Source organism: Roseibium algicola, assembly GCF_001999245.1.
GTDB lineage: Bacteria > Pseudomonadota > Alphaproteobacteria > Rhizobiales > Stappiaceae > Roseibium > Roseibium algicola.
On the sequence record NZ_CP019630.1, the window covers coordinates 3,338,495 to 3,355,396 of the forward strand.

The following is a 16,902-nucleotide window of genomic DNA, read 5'->3' on the forward strand; positions in this document are numbered from 1 at the left end:
TTTAAAATCTAATTCGACCGAATGTCCTAGTAGAGTGGTATTGCATGAGGGCACACGGGTCCATTGAAATGAAGGGCATTCGGGAATTTATTGGCATGGCTAAAGGCCTCGTTTCCGGATCCGATGTTGCCACTGTGTCTCCAAGTCGGAATGGGGTGACCTAGAAGCCTGTTGAACGGCTGGAGATGCGGGCTGAAGTCCTATCCGGACGCGGGTTGGAGGAGTGCTTCTCAGGTCAGTTGACCTGCAATCCGGTCCAGAAGGTCTTGCGCACGTTTTTCGTAAGTCACGGCGTTTTGGGTTCGTGCAAACCTGATTGCACGGCGAAGTGCAGATGAAGCGTTTCGGGTTCGGCCGGTCTGAACCGAGAGCAAGGCCCACAGGCGGTGGAGCTCCGCTTCATGCCAGCGTTCGCCGGTACGCCTGATGATCTTGAACGCCGACGCAAGTGCCTTCAGCCCTTCGACCGGGTTACCGCAGCGGCCGGTCGCTTCTGCGTAGAGTGCCAATCCGTAAGGACGGGTCAGCGTCACGTTCATTGCCGCCTGTGCGTTCAGACCTTCGTGAATTTGCTGAAGGCCGGAAGCGTTCCCAAGCACGACCTGCGCCCACCCGGCCAGCAGGTCGCCATAGGGGCGCCAGAATGGAATTGCGGCTGCTTCGCAGGTTTCGATCAGGGCTGTCGCCCGTTCCAGCACACGCACCGGGTCTTCACGTTCACGAGCGATCAGAGCTCCTGCCCAAAGCATCTGCGCTCGACCGAAAGGCTGCTCCAATGTGTCCGTCAACGTCATGCCTTCGGCATAAAGGCGTTCGGCATGTTCGCTTTGGCCGAGCAACTGATGAACGCAAGCGGCATACTGGCGGCAGACGATGCCGGGGTCCTCGCCGAAGAGAACGGATGCCTCTGCGCCGTGGTTCGTGTCGGAGGCGCTGCAAACAGCGTTGATATGAGGCAGACAGGCGGCAAAATCACCACGGAAGAACCGTGTTTGCCCGACAGCATTGTGGGCCACCATTGCATAAAGCGCTGGTGCATCCTCTGCCAGGTCATCGAGACCCTTGGCAAGTTCGTCGGCGGCTGCAAGGTCTGCCTTGGTCAGGTGGTGGTTCCAGAGCCCCGCAAGTGCGGGCACAATTGTCGTCGGGTCATTGGTTCGGCCTGCAAGTGCCGCGGCGCGTTCGTAAACGTCCCGAAGTTCGTCTGTGGTGAAGTGATCCCCGACGATAAGTGCCGCTCCCAGACCCAGTAGCGTGCGGCATTCCGCCGTGTGCGTTTCGGGGTCAGGCTCGCAGGCGGCGAAGGAGACAAGCGCCTGCCGGAACTGGGCGGCCGCATCGGTGATTGCGCCGCGTTCCAGCGCGGTCAGGCCCGCAAGCCCTCGATGGACGGCAGCACGTTTCCAATCGGCGGCACGCTCGAAATGATCGGCGAGTGTGGACGCGATTTCGCCAGTGCGGGATTTGAACGCGGTTTCAAGCCGGCTGCCGATGCGTTGGTGAAGTCCTTGCCGATTTGCTGCCGGAATAGCGTCGTAAAGAGCCTCCTGATAAAGCGCGTGCCGGAAGACGTAGCGTGTTGCCTGCGTGCCGTCCGGCCAGACCATGACGCCGGCCCGTTGAATAAAGCGCCTGACGCTTGCAAGGCGGTCGAGAACCGCTTCGCCTTTTTCCACCTCGAACCGATCATCGCTCAACATGGCAGCGGAAAAGCGAATTCCGGCAACGCTGGCAATGTCGAGTAACTGCCGCTCATATGGGTCCAGCCAGCCGATTTCGCCCGCGATGAATTTTCCGGCTCCGCGTGAGATTGCCGAAACGATTTCAGTGATGTCCTGTTCGGGTGGCTGCCGATTTTCGGAACTCTCCAGGACCCCGTCCCGATGCCACTGGTCGATGATCGCATCGACCAGGATGGCATGCCCTTCCGTTCTTCGCCTCAACTCGCCGGCAAGGGTGGCAGGCAGTCTGTGGTCCGGAAAGCGTCGCTTGAGAAGGTCCGCCACGGCTGTTTCGTCGAGGCCGTCCAGCGTGATCGGGCTAAAGTCCTGAACACGTTGAAGGTAATGCAATGTCGTTTGAAGATCTCCGGACTTGTCCAGTTCATCAAACCTGTAGGTTCCAACCACAAGGGTTCTGGCAGGAGCGCGGCGTTGAGCCCAGGAAAGAAGCCATGCCAGCGTGCTCTGATCGGCCCAGTGCAGGTCTTCCAGAATGATGACACCGGGCTGCTGCTGAGAGAGACGCTCCATGAGTGCGGTCAGCTCCCGCAACATTGAGTCCGGGTGCGTGTCCGTCAATCTTGTGGGCAGGGGAGCGGGCTCCCGGCCAGAACGAAGCTGCGGCAGCAGGTCTCGCCAGGACGGTGCGACATCCTCAAGAAGCCGCAAGACCCGTTTTCGTGACGCACCTTCGGCGAGCTGTGTCACGATCTCGATCAGTGGGCCATAGGGTTCCCGGGCACCTGGATGGGGAATGCACTGCCCCCGGGCAGACCAGAAGTCTGCCGTGCGTGGCAGCGTGGCGGCGAATGTCTCCACCAGCCTTGATTTGCCCGATCCGGCTTCCCCGGCGACAAGGCTCACAATGCGCTTGCCAGCGCGCACTGCCGCTGCGCAGTCCGCAAGGGACTGCAGTTCCGTGGTTCGGCCCACGCAAAGAGGGGCTGTTCCGGTGGTGTCCGTGCCGGAGTTCAGAACCGTGATCTTGCCGACAAGGCGGTAGCCCTGCCTGCCGACCGTTTCGATGAACCCGGGTGTTTCGGCGCTGTCCCCCAGCAAGCGTCTAAGCTCGCGGATACACTGCTTTGGACCGGTCTCGCGTCCATGCTGCTGTCCCCAGATCAGGTGCCTCAGTTCTTGCTGGCTGACGACCTGTCCCTCGCGGGCGTGCAGCTCGACCAGCACGGCGAGAGTCTTGGGGCGCAAACGAACGACTTCCCCGTCACGCAGCAGTTCACCGCGAGAAACATCAAGTTCGACTTTTTGCACTGGGACGCAGATTCCGATGTTCCGGTGAGGCACGAGGACCGTGCCTCTATGAAGAATTACACTGATTGACGAACTACTTATACCATTTTTGCACCGTTGCCGACTTTGTTTGCCATCCTGATTTCCCTACCACCAGTCCTCATGGAGACGCGCCCCTGCGGCATGCCCCGCCGCAAGCGCGATCTCCCGTCTGAAACCGGAAAAGAGGACAGCCCAGTTTGACAAGATCGGTCACAACATGCCCGGTGACAGCACGGGCCGTGCAATTGCTTGCGGTCCTGCTGATGTCGGTATGCAGCGTTAACCCCGCCGCAGCGACCGTAATATGTGTTGAGGATTTTGACCGGGTTATGACTTCCGCGGCAAGGGACGCCAGGCCCGGCACGCCGCTCTCCGCAGCACTCTCGCAAAAGCTGGATGATGCGGTGCTGGCCGCGCTTCCACTTGCCGAAACGCCGGGCGTCATTGTTGGTGTCCAAACACCTCACGGCACATGGAAAAAAGGGTACGGCGTTGCCGACCCGGCAACCGGAACTCCGATGGAGCCGGGCATGCACACGCGCATCGGGTCCGTGACGAAGACCTTTACCGGAACAATGCTGTTGCAGCTTGCAGAAGCCGGACGGCTTTCTCTCGATGACACGATCGACGCCTATGTCGAGGGAATTCCCAACGGAGACAGGATCACGCTGCGCCAGCTTGCGGACATGACCAGCGGTGTGGCGAGCTACACCGCTTCCGAGCGGTTTGTGGAGTTGTTTCTCGATCAACCCGGTGTCGCGTTTTCGCCCGAGGACCTGCTGACCTTTGCCGTCGAGAATTCGCCGCTCTTCGAGCCGGGAACGCAATACGATTATTCCAACACGAACACGATCCTCCTTGGCATGGTCATTGAAAAGACCACCGGGCAGCCCTTCGAGACGTCTTTGCGGAAGATGGTCCTGGAGCCTCTCGGACTGGAGAAAACAGTCTGGCCGGGAAGCAGGACCGAACTACCGGAGCCCTACGCGCAGGGCGTTACCCTTCAGGGCGTCGATGCAACGCCGGAAGCACCTCTTGTTGCCACACACTGGAACCCGGCTTCGCTCTGGACAGCGGGGGAGCTGATTTCCAACCTCGACGATCTGCTCGTCTACGGCCGAGCCCTTGGGTCCGGCCAAGGGCTTCTCGGCACCGAGATGCAGCAAGCGCGGCTGCGATCCTTCCGTCCGCCTGATGGGTACGGCCTGGCGCTTCGGTGCAACGGAGAGTGGGTCGGCCACACGGGTGAAGTGCCCGGATACACCACGGTCGTTTTCCATAGCCCGCGGACCGACACGACCCTTGTTGTCCAGGCGAACAGCGACATGCCTTCCGGTGACTGCGAGGAGGGAAAGGCGGCTCAGGACGCCGACGAAGCTTCGGGTCTGTCCTGCTCGCTGCCTGCCATGCGCATTTTTAACGCCGTCGCTCCGTTACTCGGCGAAACGGCTCCCCAGAACACCGCTGAATAAGAACGGAGCCGTCCGTGACAAGACAGGTGCTGCCTCCCCCGGCAACAAAAACCCTGCGCGGTGCTGCCGCTGCTAATTCCAAATCTGCCTTTCGGCTTCGGGCTGCTTCGGTTCTGGCCGTCTCTTTCGTGGCCGCGGTGTTTTCTCATTCTGCACCGGCTCAAACGCTGGATCAGGCCGTCGCCGGGCAAACCGTCATTATTGAACGGTTCACGCCGCCTACAAGGCCGGGCACGGTCGACATCACGGTGCAGGATCAGCGCAAGCGTGTTTCAGAACAAGATGCCGAGAGGGTACGCTTCACGCTCCGGTCGGTATCGATTGCCGGTGCTCATTCGGTTTCGGACACCGATCTGGCGGCCATCTGGCAGGGCAAGATCGGCAAGAACATATCTCTTGCGGATCTCTACCGGATCGCCGAGGCGGTTGATGCCGCCTATTTGAGAGCCGGCTATTTTTCGATGACCGTCGTTCCGGTGCAGGACTTTGCGTCCGGTGCGGTCTCGCTCCGGGTCTACGAAGGCTATGTTGAAACCGTCGAGATCACCAGTTCCATCCCGCGCATCAGGGAGCGCCTGGCGCCCTATATCAACCGCCTGACCTCCATGCGGCCCATTCGGATCAAGGAAGCGGAACGCGTCCTGCTGCTGATGAGCGATCTTGCCGGTCTGCAGATCGAGGGAACAATTGTGCGCCCGGAAACGCCCACAGGTGGCGGTACGCTGAAGCTCGCGGTTGATTTCAGCCGATACAGCGCTGGCGTCGGTCTCGACAACCTTGGAACAGATACGGTCGGTCCGCTGGAACTTTCCGGAAATGCCACGGTCAACGACATCTTCGGGTTGTTCGAAACGACAAGCCTGGTTGGGGTGACCGTTCCGGACGCGCCCGAGGAAATGGTGCTGCTGCAGGCTTCGCGGTCGGTTCCAATCGGGTTCAACGGGCTCTCCGCGGGCTACGACCTGACCTATGTGACCCAGAAGCCCGGTGCAGACCTGAAAGAGCAGGACATCCACATCGAAACCGTTATCGGTTCGGCTCATCTCCAGTATCCGCTCATTCGCACCATCGACCAGAGCCTTTACGGCAAGGTGGAGATCAATCTTCGGAACGACCGGATCGACGTGATGGGCGCGCGGGCTGCCCGTGAGCAGGCGCGTTGGGCGACGGTGTCCCTCAGGTACGACGTTGATGCAGGTCCGGCCTCATTTTCCGCTGGAGCCGAACTGGGGCAGAGCCTGAACCACAAAGGTGAAATGGAAATTGACCCGGACGACTATCGCTTTGGCCGGTTCAACTTCGGCGTCTCATATGATTTGGCGTCCATCGCTCGGCTTCAGCTGCGCACGGCCAGCCAGTATTCGCCGACACCGCTGCCCGGTGCGGTCCGGTTCGCTCTCGGCGGCGACCCCTACGGCTGGGCGTTCGATGGCGGCAGCCTCTCCGGTGACAGTGGCTTTGCGTCGGCGTTTGAAGTCAGTCACGACATCGAAACCGGATGGTCTGCGCTTCCCGGTCTCACCCTGACGGCCTTTGCCGATTATGGCGTCGTCTGGAACGTGGATGAAGCCGCCGACTTTGCCCGCGACGAACTCGGTTCAGCCGGTGTCGGTGTCAGTGGCATGGTTGCCGACCGGGTGAATTTTCAGGTTCTCACCGCCACACCCTGGCATCGGCCGGAAAACGCCGAGGATCCGGGGACCCGGGTTTTCTTCAGGCTGGGGATGGCGCTTTGACAACACCGGAAAGTATCGCCCCGGCCGGACCGGCCGAAACCCATCTGCAAAGACCTGCACGCGCGAACAGCAAGACTGATTGAGAGGTTACACATGTCGTTCTTCCAGCTCACACGGCGCCGGTTCCTGGCGTCCGCGTCTCTCGCGGTTCTGGCAGCACCAGCCCTTGCCGAGGACCTGCCGCCATCCAGAACGGCGGGAACCGATGTTCCGCCTGGCCAGATCGACAAGGCGATCGCCGGGCTTGACGGGATCGTTGAAGACATCAAGGCGCGCAGCAAGGTGCCGGGCCTAGCGGTTGCCGTCGTAAACAAGGGAGAGACTGTCTACGCGAAAGGCTTCGGAAAGCGGGGCGGCGAGGGCGATCAACCGATTGACGCCGACACCGTTTTCCAGATGGCTTCCGTGTCCAAGTCGATCGGGGCAACAGTCGTCGCCCGGCAGGTCACGCGCGGCGTTGTTTCGTGGGACAGCAGGATGCGCGACCTGCTGCCATGGTTCAGCCTTGCCGATCCCGATATTTCCGAACGTTTGACAGTGGGGGATCTCTACAGCCACCGTTCCGGTCTGCCGGACCATGCCGGCGACGATCTGGAAGACATCGGCTTTGACAGGCAGACGATCCTCGAACGTTTGCGCCTGCAGCCCCTGCGCGCCTTCCGGACGAGCTACGCCTACACGAATTTCGGCCTGACCGCTGCTGCCGAGGCGGTTGCCGAAGCATCCGGGGCTGAATGGGCCGACCTTTCTGACGAGGCCCTGTTTCAGCCGCTTGGCATGACCAGGACCAGTGCGCGGTTCGATGATTTCATGGCACGGGAAAACCGCGCGGTGCCGCATGCCAGAAGCGGCGACGGTTTCGAGGCTCTGTACCAGCGGCAGCCGGATGCCCAGTCGCCCGCCGGCGGGGTGAGTTCCTCCATCAACGACATGGCAAGATGGATGAAGATGGTTCTGGCCGATGGTGGAGAGCTTATTTCTCCCGAAGCCTTGCAGCCTGCAATCAGTCCGCAGAGCTTTTCCAGCCGTCCCCATACGCCTGACGAACGCGCCGGGTTTTACGGCTATGGTTTCAATGTCGGCACTGACCCGTCCGGCCGGGTAATCCTCAGCCATTCAGGTGCTTTCATCCTCGGTGCGGCGACCTATTTCCTGATGATCCCCTCGCTCGACATAGGGATCGTGGTCCTGTCGAACGCAGCTCCTGTCGGTGCCGTTGAATCCATCGGCGCATCCTTCTCCGACATGGTGCAGTTCGGGCGTGTGACCCGTGACTGGTTCTCCGGATATGAAGGCCTGTTCGCTTCCTTTTATACGCCTGCCGGTTTCACTGCCGGTGAAACGGCACCTGCCGCTGCCGCACCTGCTCCTGCGGCTGACTATTGCACCGGTCGTTACGGCCACCCCTACTTCGGCACGGTCGAGGTGCAAGAGGTGGATGGCGGGCTCGTCCTGCTTGCCGGTCCCCAGCCAATAAAGCTGCCGCTGCATGCCTGGGACGGATCAATGATGGTGTTTGACATTGCCAACGAAAATGCCGTGGCGGGTTCGCGCTCGACGGTGACATTCTCAGGCGATGGCAAGGAAGCAAGCACCCTGGAAATCGAGCTCTTCGTGCTGAACGGGCCTGCGCGGTTCGAAAGGCTTGCGCAATAGAGTGAGCTGATTCTGCGACGCACATTCAAACCCCGCAGGGACATCCTGCGGGGTTTTTGCTTTCACACACCCTCAGCGCCTGATCCGCAGAGAGAATAAGCGGAAGACGTCGGTATACTTGAGAGCTCCGGTGCTGAGGCTGCTTCCTGTCTGGGCAATTGGTCGCGCGATTTCAGATAGTTGCAATTGCACGTGCGTCTCCGGAAGACATTGCATACTGGAATATGCAATGCTCCGGGCCGGAGGATGGACCATGACAAAAGAACGGATGAAACTGCCGGGGAGGGGCTATGAAGAGCGGTGTTTCCAAACGTCCTGAAGAGGCAGATTCACAGCCGGAGTTCGGTCCCTGGCTGCCGCAGGCGTCGATCCTGATCGTCGACGACGAGCCCGGCATGCGCAATTTTCTGGTCCGCACGCTCGAGCCTTATTGCAAACGCATCGAGCAGGCCGCCGACACGCTCGAGGCCTCGGCGCTTCTCGATACCCACCACTATGACGTGGTGATCCTCGACAATATCATGCCAGGCAAATCCGGTGTGGAATGGCTTGGTGAACAGCGGCGGATCGGGTTTTTCGCCGATGCGATCCTGATGACAGCCTATGCGGATCTGGAAACCGCGATCCAGGCCTTGCGGGCAGGTGCGGTCGATTTCATCCTCAAGCCCTTCCGGTCCAACCAGCTGCTGAACGCGGTTGCCAGATGTCTCGACCGGGTCACGCTGCTGCGGGAAAACCAGCTGTTGCGCCACCAGTTGCAGGCAACATCCGACCATCTTCTTCTGCGTGACAAACTGATCGGACATTCGCGCCAGATCGGCGAGATCCGCGAAACGATCTCCCGCGTCGCGCCGCTGCCGACATCCGTTCTGATCACGGGGGAATCCGGGACCGGAAAAGAAGTTGCTGCCAGGTCGCTTCACGATCTTTCCGATCGGGCGGACAAGCCCTTCGTTCCGGTCAATTGCGCCGCCATTCCAGGAGACATGATCGAAGCTGAATTGTTCGGGCATCTCAAAGGCGCTTTCACCGGCGCCGGGTCCAGCCGCGACGGCCTGTTCATGCACGCGCATGGCGGTACGCTGTTTCTGGACGAGATCGGCGAACTGCCAATGGCACTACAGAGCAAGTTGCTGCGGGCAATCGAAGACCGGAAAATTCGGCCGGTCGGGTCCGAGCGTGAAGTGCCTGTCGATCTGAGGTTCGTGTTCGCGACCAACGCAAATCTGGAGCAGGCCGTGGAGGAGGGCCGGTTCCGGGCGGACCTCTACTACCGGGTCAACGTGCTTCAGCTCGAAATGCCGCCGCTGCGCGAGCGTGGTGACGACATCCGTGAACTTGCGTCGCTGTTCATGCAGAAGCTGTCCGTTCAGCTTGGAATGCCGCCGGTACCTTTTACGGATGAAGTGGTCTCCGGACTGCTGGCTTATGAATGGCCGGGCAATGTTCGCGAACTGCGCAACACGATCGAACGAACCTTGATCCTTGGCCGCTTTCCGGCGGAGTTCCACAGTACGCAGAGCCTGTTGCTGCCCGGCGGAGAAACGCTGCAGGACATGGAGAAGCGTCATATCCTGATGGTGCTCGAGGAAGCCGGTGGAAACCGTGCCGAAGCGGCGCGGCGGCTCGGCATTTCGCGCAAGACCATCGACAGGAAGCTGATGGACTGGAATGGCTGAGGAGAGACGACGCCGGAAATCGGGAAGCCGCCTGTCCGTCAGAGTCAGGCTTCTGGCCATCGCCCTGTTGCCGACACTTGTGGTTCTGCCACTCTTTCTCGGCTGGGCGATGGTGCGCTGGAACGCGAAGTTCGATTCCCTGTTGATCACCAAGGTCAATGGCGACCTGACCATTGCCCATCAGTACTTTTCGAGAATCCTGGAAAATTCGGGTGAAAAGATCGATGCGCTGGGCCAGTCGGCCTCCTTTCGCGACGTTGCAGACAGTGGTGATGCTGCACTTCTGGCAGGGCTTCTGGAGCGGCGGCGTGAGGAGCTGGGTCTCGATTTTCTGTATGTCGTGCGCAGGGACAGGACAGTTGAGGCGGCCTCTCCGCCAAGTGCCGTTCCGCCGGTCTCCAAGGACTGGCCGGTCATCGAACAGGCCTTTGCAGGATCTGCCGCCACAAGCGTGGATATCTTCGAAGCCGGTGATCTGACGGCGATTTCTCCGGCACTAGCAGATCGGGCCCGGCTGGATCTCGTCCCGACACCCAATGCGGTGCCGACCGAAAGGGCCGCGGAAACACGCGGCATGGTGGTTCACTCCGCAAGCCCGGTCACCGTGCCGGGTGCGCCCGTGGCAGCTCTGGTCGGTGGCATCCTGCTCAACCAGAACCTCGTCTTCATCGACACGATAAACGATCTCGTCTACCGCGAGGCGAGCCTTCCCGAAGGCAGCCAGGGCACCGCGACGCTGTTTCTGGAAGATGTCCGCGTCAGCACCAATGTCCGTCTGTTCGAAGACAAGCGCGCGCTTGGGACGAGGGTGTCCGCCGCCGTTCGCCAGAAAGTGCTGGGCGAGGGTCAGGTCTGGCTGGACAGCGCCTTCGTCGTCAACGACTGGTACATCTCGGCCTATGAACCGATCGCCGACAGTTTCGGCGAGCGGGTGGGCATGCTTTATGTCGGCTTTCTGGAGACGCCATTCCGGGAAGCCAAGCTGGCGACACTGGTCGCGCTGCTGCTGGGCTTTCTTGTCGTGACCGCTGGCAGCGTGCCGCTGTTCCTGAGGTGGGCTCGCGGTGTCTTCAAGCCACTGGAAAAGATGACGGACACCATTGCCAGCATCGAAAAGGGAGACCTTGGCGCCCGCACGCGGTCCGAAGGCAGCGGTGACGAGATTGCGCGTGTCGCCCAGCATCTCGATCATCTGCTCGATCTGGTTCAGGAAAGCGACCGGCAGCTCAGGTCCTGGAACGAGGAGCTGAACACCCGCGTCGAGGAACGCACGCGCGACCTCAAGATGGCGAACAGGCAGCTGGAAGACACCACCAAGCAACTGATCATGTCGGAGAAGCTCGCCGCCATCGGCGAGATCACCGCCGGTGTTGCCCACGAGATCAACAATCCGATTGCAGTGATCCAGGGCAATCTGGAAGTGCTGCGCATGCTGCTCGGTGATCATGCAAAGGTTGCCAGTACGGAAATCCGCCTGATCGACGAGCAGGTGGACCGGATCAACCAGATCGTCATGAAGCTGCTGCAGTTCGCCAAGCCGGACGAATATGCAGGCTATGCCGATCGGCACGCGCCGGACGAGGTGATTTCTGACTGTCTTCCGCTGGTCCGCCATCTCCTGCGCAAGACCGATATCGAGGTTGTCCGCGAGGCCACTGCCTCCCGTCTGGTGCTGATGAACCGGACGGAACTGCAGCAGGTGCTGATCAACCTCATCGTCAATGCCATCCATGCCATGCCCGGTGGCGGCACGCTGACGATGAAAACCTGGGATATGAAAAAGGAAGATGTCGCCGGAGTGTCGATCGAGATTTCGGACACCGGTGTCGGCATGAGCGCGGATGTTATCGCGCGAATATTCGACCCCTTCTATACGACGAAAAGCCGGCAGGGCACCGGATTGGGGCTTTCGATTACCCAGACGCTGGTCAGCCGTCAGGGCGGCGATATCAAGGTGGAAAGCATCGAAGGGGCCGGGACCGTTTTCACAATCTGGTTGCCTGAAGGCACTTGACGTTGCGGGTGGGCTGCCCCTGAGTTGCTCCCGGCCTCTAGGCCGTTTGGGCGGTCAAGGGCTTCCGGACAGATTGTCCCAAACGGCTAGAAAACAACTTTTGAATGTGGACAAAATGTCCACTCGTCTTTCTTCCTGAAAATCTAACTGTCTGAAATTCAACAGAAAAGAAACTGGCCCCGAACTTGCCATCAGTAAGGAGCTGCCGGAAGGCGCGGGACGGTGCAACCGTTCCTGCGTTGCGGACCTGAAGCGGGAGGCTTCGACAGGTGCGCGTCTGCCGGGAGCGGGGCATCCGGCTTTGTCTTGCCGGACCGGGGGAGACATGACAGGCCGGCCGCAAAGGGACCGGCACCTTCCCGGAGGAATGCCCGACAACCGTGCATGGGAGGAAAATAAGTGCATGTTTGATCGGTTGAAAAAGGAACATATCGTCGCAGAGGACGGATTTAACCGCTGGAAGGTTCCGCCAGCATCCATCGCCATCCATCTTTGTATCGGCTCCGTCTACGCCTGGAGCATCTTCAACCCGCCTCTGATCAAACAGTTCGGGGTGGTTGCCGCAGCGCCGGAAGACTGGAGCCTGTCTTCGGTCGTCTGGATCTTTTCCGTTGCCATCGTGTTTCTCGGGCTTGCGGCCGCCTTTGGTGGCAAGTGGCTTGAGGAAGTCGGCCCTCGCATGGTCGGCGTCGTTGCCGCCTTCTGCTGGGGCGGCGGTTTCATCATCGGCGGCTTCGGTATCATGACGCACCAGCTCTGGCTGCTTTACCTCGGTTACGGCGTGATCGGCGGCTGCGGTCTGGGGCTTGGGTACGTATCACCCGTTTCCACCTTGATCCGGTGGTTCCCGGACCGGCGCGGCATGGCCACCGGCATGGCCATCATGGGCTTTGGCGGTGGAGCGATGATCGCAACGCCGATCAAGGAATATCTGCTCGGTCTGTTCTACAAGGCGCCGGAATACCTGGGGCCTGAAGGATCTGTTGCCCTGATCACCGAAGGCGGCAAGCGCCTTGCGGAAGTCAACGGCCAGATGGTGGAAGTGGTTATCGCAGGCGCCAAGCAGGTGGCAGCAGCGCCCGTTGCGCTTCAGGAGGGGATCTATGTGGTCGGTACCGGTAACACCGGGGCTGCAGGGACCTTCTTCACGCTTGGCATCGTCTATCTGGTCGTGATGATCATCGCGGCCTTCTCCTACCGGGTTCCGCGCGAAGGCTGGCGTCCGGCCGGCTGGACACCGCCAACTGCCGATGCTGCGTCCCGCAAGATGATCACCCACAACAACGTTCACATCGATCAGGCGCTCAAGACACCGCAGTTCTATCTGCTGTGGATCGTGCTCTGCTTCAACGTGACGGCGGGTATCGGCGTGATCGGCGTTGCCAAGACCATGATGACGGAAATCTTCGGCACCACGTTGCCGCTGATCGTGAATTCGGCCTTTGCGGCAACCTATGTGTTCATGATCTCGGTCTTCAACATGGTCGGGCGGTTCTTCTGGGCTTCCACTTCGGACTTCATCGGCCGCAAGAACACCTACCACTGCTTCTTCGTGCTCGGGATCATTCTTTACCTGTCGATTCCGTTTGCAGCAGAGCAGGTGAGCGTCAATCCGGCCGTCACCTGGCTCGTGATGTTCTATGCAGCCACCATGATCATCTTCACGATGTATGGCGGCGGCTTTGCGACCATCCCGGCGTATCTCGCTGATATCTTCGGCACGAAATATGTCGGTGGTATCCATGGGCGTCTGCTGACGGCGTGGAGTACGGCAGGCGTTCTGGGGCCGCTGGCGATCACCCAGCTGCGGAACATGTCCCTCAACAATGCGATCACGGATCTTGCCGCCAAGGTGGACCCGAGTGCCTTTGCCGAGAAATTCGGTGCAGGTGTCGATCAGCTCGACCAGCTGGTGGCCGCAAAGACGGTGACTGTTGCCCGGCTGATGGAAATCGCTCCGGCCGGCACGGTGGATCCCACACCGAGCCTCTACAACACCACCATGTATGCCATGGCAGGCTTGCTCGTGATCGCGTTGATCGCGAACTCGCTGGTGAAGCCGGTGCACGACAAGCATCACATGGAAGCCGGTGCCGACGGGACCAGCCCGGTTCCGGAAGGTGCGGAGCCGGCGAAGGCCTGATCAAGGCTTCTGTCATCACGATCAACCGGCCCGGAAGCATCCGCTTCCGGGCCTTTTTTGTGTTCATATGCATCACAAAGCTGAGGGACTGGGGGTCGGATTTCGGCCCCGTCAGGGGCGTTCCGTCAGTTTCCCGGCACGTTCATGGTGAGCGTTTTCGAGTGGTCAGATGCAATGCCTTCCACGAAAAGATGTTTTCTCTCAATGGCTTGTGTTCTCTCTCGGGTCTTTACTCGGCAATGTCTTATTTGAGGCGCTGGTTGAAATAAATTTCAGAAAAAGAAATAAATACCAAAACAGTTTGACGGCTTTCGGGGGCTGCCCTTATCCATGGTCTCGCTGGGATAAAAACCAGTGTTTGAAATTTCTTGCAGTGAGCTGGTCTCTTTGACAAGGCTGACCTGCAAGACCGGGAGGAGCAGCGTCAGGCTCCCTGCGTTGAGAGGAACGCAGACTGGATGTCCTGACAATCTGAAATCGATCACCCATCGGGCATTCGACCGTTCGCGGTTGGCAGCCCGTTGGTCCAGGGAGGAAACCATGGGCACTTCTATCTTCAAGGGAATTCTCGCGTCGACCATGCTGTCGGCTGCAGTTCTGACCGCAGCTCCGGCCGCGGCAGACGGTTTGAAATGCGAGCCGGGCGAAACCTACATCATGAACGTCATGGTTTCCGGCCATCCCTACTGGGTGCCGGTCTATCAGGGCTTCAAGCAGGCTGCGGCCGCATTCGGCTGCGAGACGATCTTCTCCGGCACGCCGGACTATGACATCACCAAGCAGATCGCTTCCTTCGAGCAGGACATGGTCAAGCAGCCGGCTGGCGTCTTGCTGCACCCGATGCAGTCCGATCCGTTTATCGAGCCGATCGACCGGGCCGTCGACAACGGCACGCAGGTCGTGACCTTCGCGGCGGATTCTCCGAAGTCCAAGCGCAGTGCCTATATCACCTCCGACAACCTTGCCGAAGCCAAGTTTGCTGCCGAAGAAATCGTCAAGCAGGTTGGTGACAGCGCGGAATATGCGGTTCTTGAAAACCCGGGTCAGTCGAACCACGATCTGCGCGTGACCGCGCTGCTCGACTACATGGGAGAGCACTACCCGAACATGAAACTGGTCGGCCGCCAGGCGACCAACCAGGACAGCAATGCCGCCTACCGGGCAACGGCCTCTATCCTTCAGGCCAACCCGAACCTTGCCGCTCTCTGGATCCCGGAAGCAGGCTCTGCGGAAGGAGCTGTCGCAGCGGTGCTGGAAGCGGAAGCGAAAGTGCTGATCATGCATGCCGATGTGACGCCGACCACTCTTGAGCACATCAAGGCGGGCAACATCCACATGGCGCTTAATCCGAACCAGGGCATGCAGGGGTTCATGGGCTTCATGGCCGTGTTCCTCGCCGCACATTCCGACGTGTTCGATCCGTTCAACGACTACAAGGTGTCCGGCTACAACCCGGTTCAGATCCCTTACGTCGACAACGGCTTTGCCGTGATCACCAAGGAAAACGCCGACAGCTTCGACCTCAACGCCTACATGGAAGGCCGCGACCCGAGCTGATGAACAAACCGGGGCTCCTTTGGAGCCCCGTGTGATACGGCGGGCTGCCTGCAATCGATGCAGCAGATCAGGCAGCCCGTTCTTTCTCCGGAATTGCGAGCAAATCGGCCCTGTCATGACTGACGATGTGATCCTCAAGATCTCCAACCTCTCGAAATCCTTCGGGCCGGTTCAGGCGCTCAAGGGGGTAAGTTTCGAATTGCGCAAGGGCGAGATCCATGCGCTAGCCGGGGAAAACGGTGCCGGCAAATCGACGCTGATGAATATCATCGACGGCATCCTGCAGCCGGACAGCGGAGATATCCGCTTCGATGGCGAACCGGTGGTCATTTCATCTCCGGCGATGGCGCAGAAGCTCGGCATCGGCTTCGTTCACCAGGAGATTGCCCTGTGCCCCGATGTGACGGTTGCCGAAAACATCTTCATGGCGACGACCAACGTCAGCCGTTCGTTCCTGATGAACTATCGTGCGCTTGAAAAGAAGGCCGCTGAAGTGCTGGGCCAGCTTGGCGACATCGATCCGACGACACTCGTGCGGGATCTGTCGATTTCCCACCAGCAGCTCGTCGAGATCGCCAAGGCCCTGACACTCGATTGCCGGGTGCTGATCCTGGATGAGCCGACAGCGGCGCTGACAGAGAAAGAAGCGCAGATCCTCTTCAAGATCATGCGCCGTCTTGCCGACAAGGGCATCTCGATCATCTACATCTCCCATCGCATGGTCGAGATCTTCGACAACTGCGACCGGGTCTCCGTTTTCCGGGACGGCACCTACATCACTACCCGCAATGTTGCGGAGATCCAGCCCGATGACGTGGTCAATGCCATGGTCGGCCGGGTGATCGATGAGCTTTACCCGCGCAAGCAGTCCGAAAGCGAAAAGACGGACGATATCATTCTGGACGTTCAGAACCTGAGTGAAAGGACGCGTTTCAAGGATGTCTCGTTCCAGCTCCGCAAGGGCGAGATCCTCGGGATTGCCGGGCTGATTGGTGCTGGGCGCAGCGAGATCGTGAAGGGCATCTGCCGGCTTGAAGGCGACGTGACCGGGGAGGTTTCGCTCAATGGTCGCAAGCTGTCGCTGAAGACCTATCGCGACAGCATCTCCGAGGGCATCGTCTATTTGTCCGAAGACCGCAAGGGTGACGGCATCTTTTTGGATATGTCCATTGCCGCCAATGTCTCCGCCCTGAAACCGGAACAGGTCGCGAATTCTTTTGGTCTGATTGCCGGAAGCCGGGAGGTTGCGCAGGCAGACACGCTTGGCAAGCGTCTCAATCTCAAATGTGGCTCGCTGTCGGACCCGGTGTCATCGCTTTCCGGAGGCAACCAGCAGAAGGTTGCGATCGCGAAAATGCTGTCGGTCAATCCGAAGCTGATCTTCCTGGATGAGCCGACGCGTGGTGTCGATGTCGGCGCAAAGGCCGAGATCCATCGCATCCTGCGCAATCTCGCCAGCAGCGGGGTCGGAATTCTGGTGATCTCGTCGGAGTTGCCGGAACTGATCGGCGTTTGTGACCGTGTGCTGGTCGTCCGGGAGGGACAGATCAGCGGCGAAGTCACGGGCGATCAGATGACCGAAGAAAACATAATGCACCTGGCGTCCGTGGGCGCCCAGGCAACCATAAACTAAT

General features: G+C 59.9%; 10 protein-coding genes. 8 read left to right on the top strand and 2 right to left on the bottom strand.

The genetic code is table 11. The features are described 5' to 3' along the window. Positions 1-230 precede the first annotated feature (230 nt). Entirely contained in the window at positions 231-2,990 is a 2,760-nt protein-coding gene (locus B0E33_RS15570) for an AAA family ATPase (RefSeq protein ID WP_077291691.1), read from the bottom strand. 350 nt (positions 2,991-3,340) lie between these two features. Here B0E33_RS15570 and B0E33_RS15575 point away from each other — a divergent pair, with 350 nt between their 5' ends. From B0E33_RS15575 to B0E33_RS15600, 6 genes are all read left to right on the top strand, one after another. Beyond that, positions 3,341-4,483, top strand: a complete 1,143-nt coding sequence (locus B0E33_RS15575; RefSeq protein ID WP_077291692.1) for a serine hydrolase domain-containing protein — start codon at positions 3,341-3,343, stop codon at positions 4,481-4,483. Positions 4,484-4,497: 14 nt separating this feature from the next. Beyond that, positions 4,498-6,219 carry a ShlB/FhaC/HecB family hemolysin secretion/activation protein gene (locus B0E33_RS15580; RefSeq protein ID WP_167579547.1) on the top strand — a complete coding sequence of 574 codons (1,722 nt, stop codon included), beginning with the start codon at positions 4,498-4,500 and terminating at the stop codon, positions 6,217-6,219. A 93-nt stretch (positions 6,220-6,312) separates the two neighbouring features. After that, a complete protein-coding gene (locus tag B0E33_RS15585) occupies positions 6,313-7,875 on the top strand; it encodes a serine hydrolase domain-containing protein (protein WP_077291694.1) in 1,563 nt (520 codons plus the stop codon). A gap of 290 nt (positions 7,876-8,165) precedes the next feature. Then, positions 8,166-9,554, top strand: a complete 1,389-nt coding sequence (locus B0E33_RS15590; RefSeq protein WP_077291695.1) for a sigma-54-dependent transcriptional regulator — start codon at positions 8,166-8,168, stop codon at positions 9,552-9,554. Then, positions 9,547-11,568 (top strand): sensor histidine kinase, encoded by a 2,022-nt coding sequence (locus B0E33_RS15595; protein WP_077291696.1) that lies wholly within the window; start codon positions 9,547-9,549, stop codon positions 11,566-11,568. Before B0E33_RS15590 ends, B0E33_RS15595 begins: the two co-directional genes overlap by 8 nt. 403 nt (positions 11,569-11,971) lie before the next feature. Continuing rightward, positions 11,972-13,711 carry an OFA family MFS transporter gene (locus B0E33_RS15600; protein ID WP_062491339.1) on the top strand — a complete coding sequence of 580 codons (1,740 nt, stop codon included), beginning with the start codon at positions 11,972-11,974 and terminating at the stop codon, positions 13,709-13,711. Between the two features lie 272 nt (positions 13,712-13,983). Here B0E33_RS15600 and B0E33_RS15605 read toward each other — a convergent pair whose 3' ends face one another. After that, a complete protein-coding gene (locus tag B0E33_RS15605) occupies positions 13,984-14,253 on the bottom strand; it encodes a hypothetical protein (RefSeq protein WP_077291697.1) in 270 nt (89 codons plus the stop codon). Between B0E33_RS15605 and B0E33_RS15610 the strand changes: the two genes are divergently transcribed. Further along, on the top strand, positions 14,252-15,268 hold the full coding sequence (locus B0E33_RS15610) for a substrate-binding domain-containing protein (RefSeq protein ID WP_075284046.1): 1,017 nt from the start codon (positions 14,252-14,254) through the stop codon (positions 15,266-15,268). The two genes, B0E33_RS15605 and B0E33_RS15610, sit on opposite strands and share 2 nt — an antisense overlap. A 115-nt stretch (positions 15,269-15,383) precedes the next feature. Then, a complete protein-coding gene (locus tag B0E33_RS15615; RefSeq protein WP_077291698.1) occupies positions 15,384-16,901 on the top strand; it encodes a sugar ABC transporter ATP-binding protein in 1,518 nt (505 codons plus the stop codon). Position 16,902: the final 1 nt, after the last annotated feature.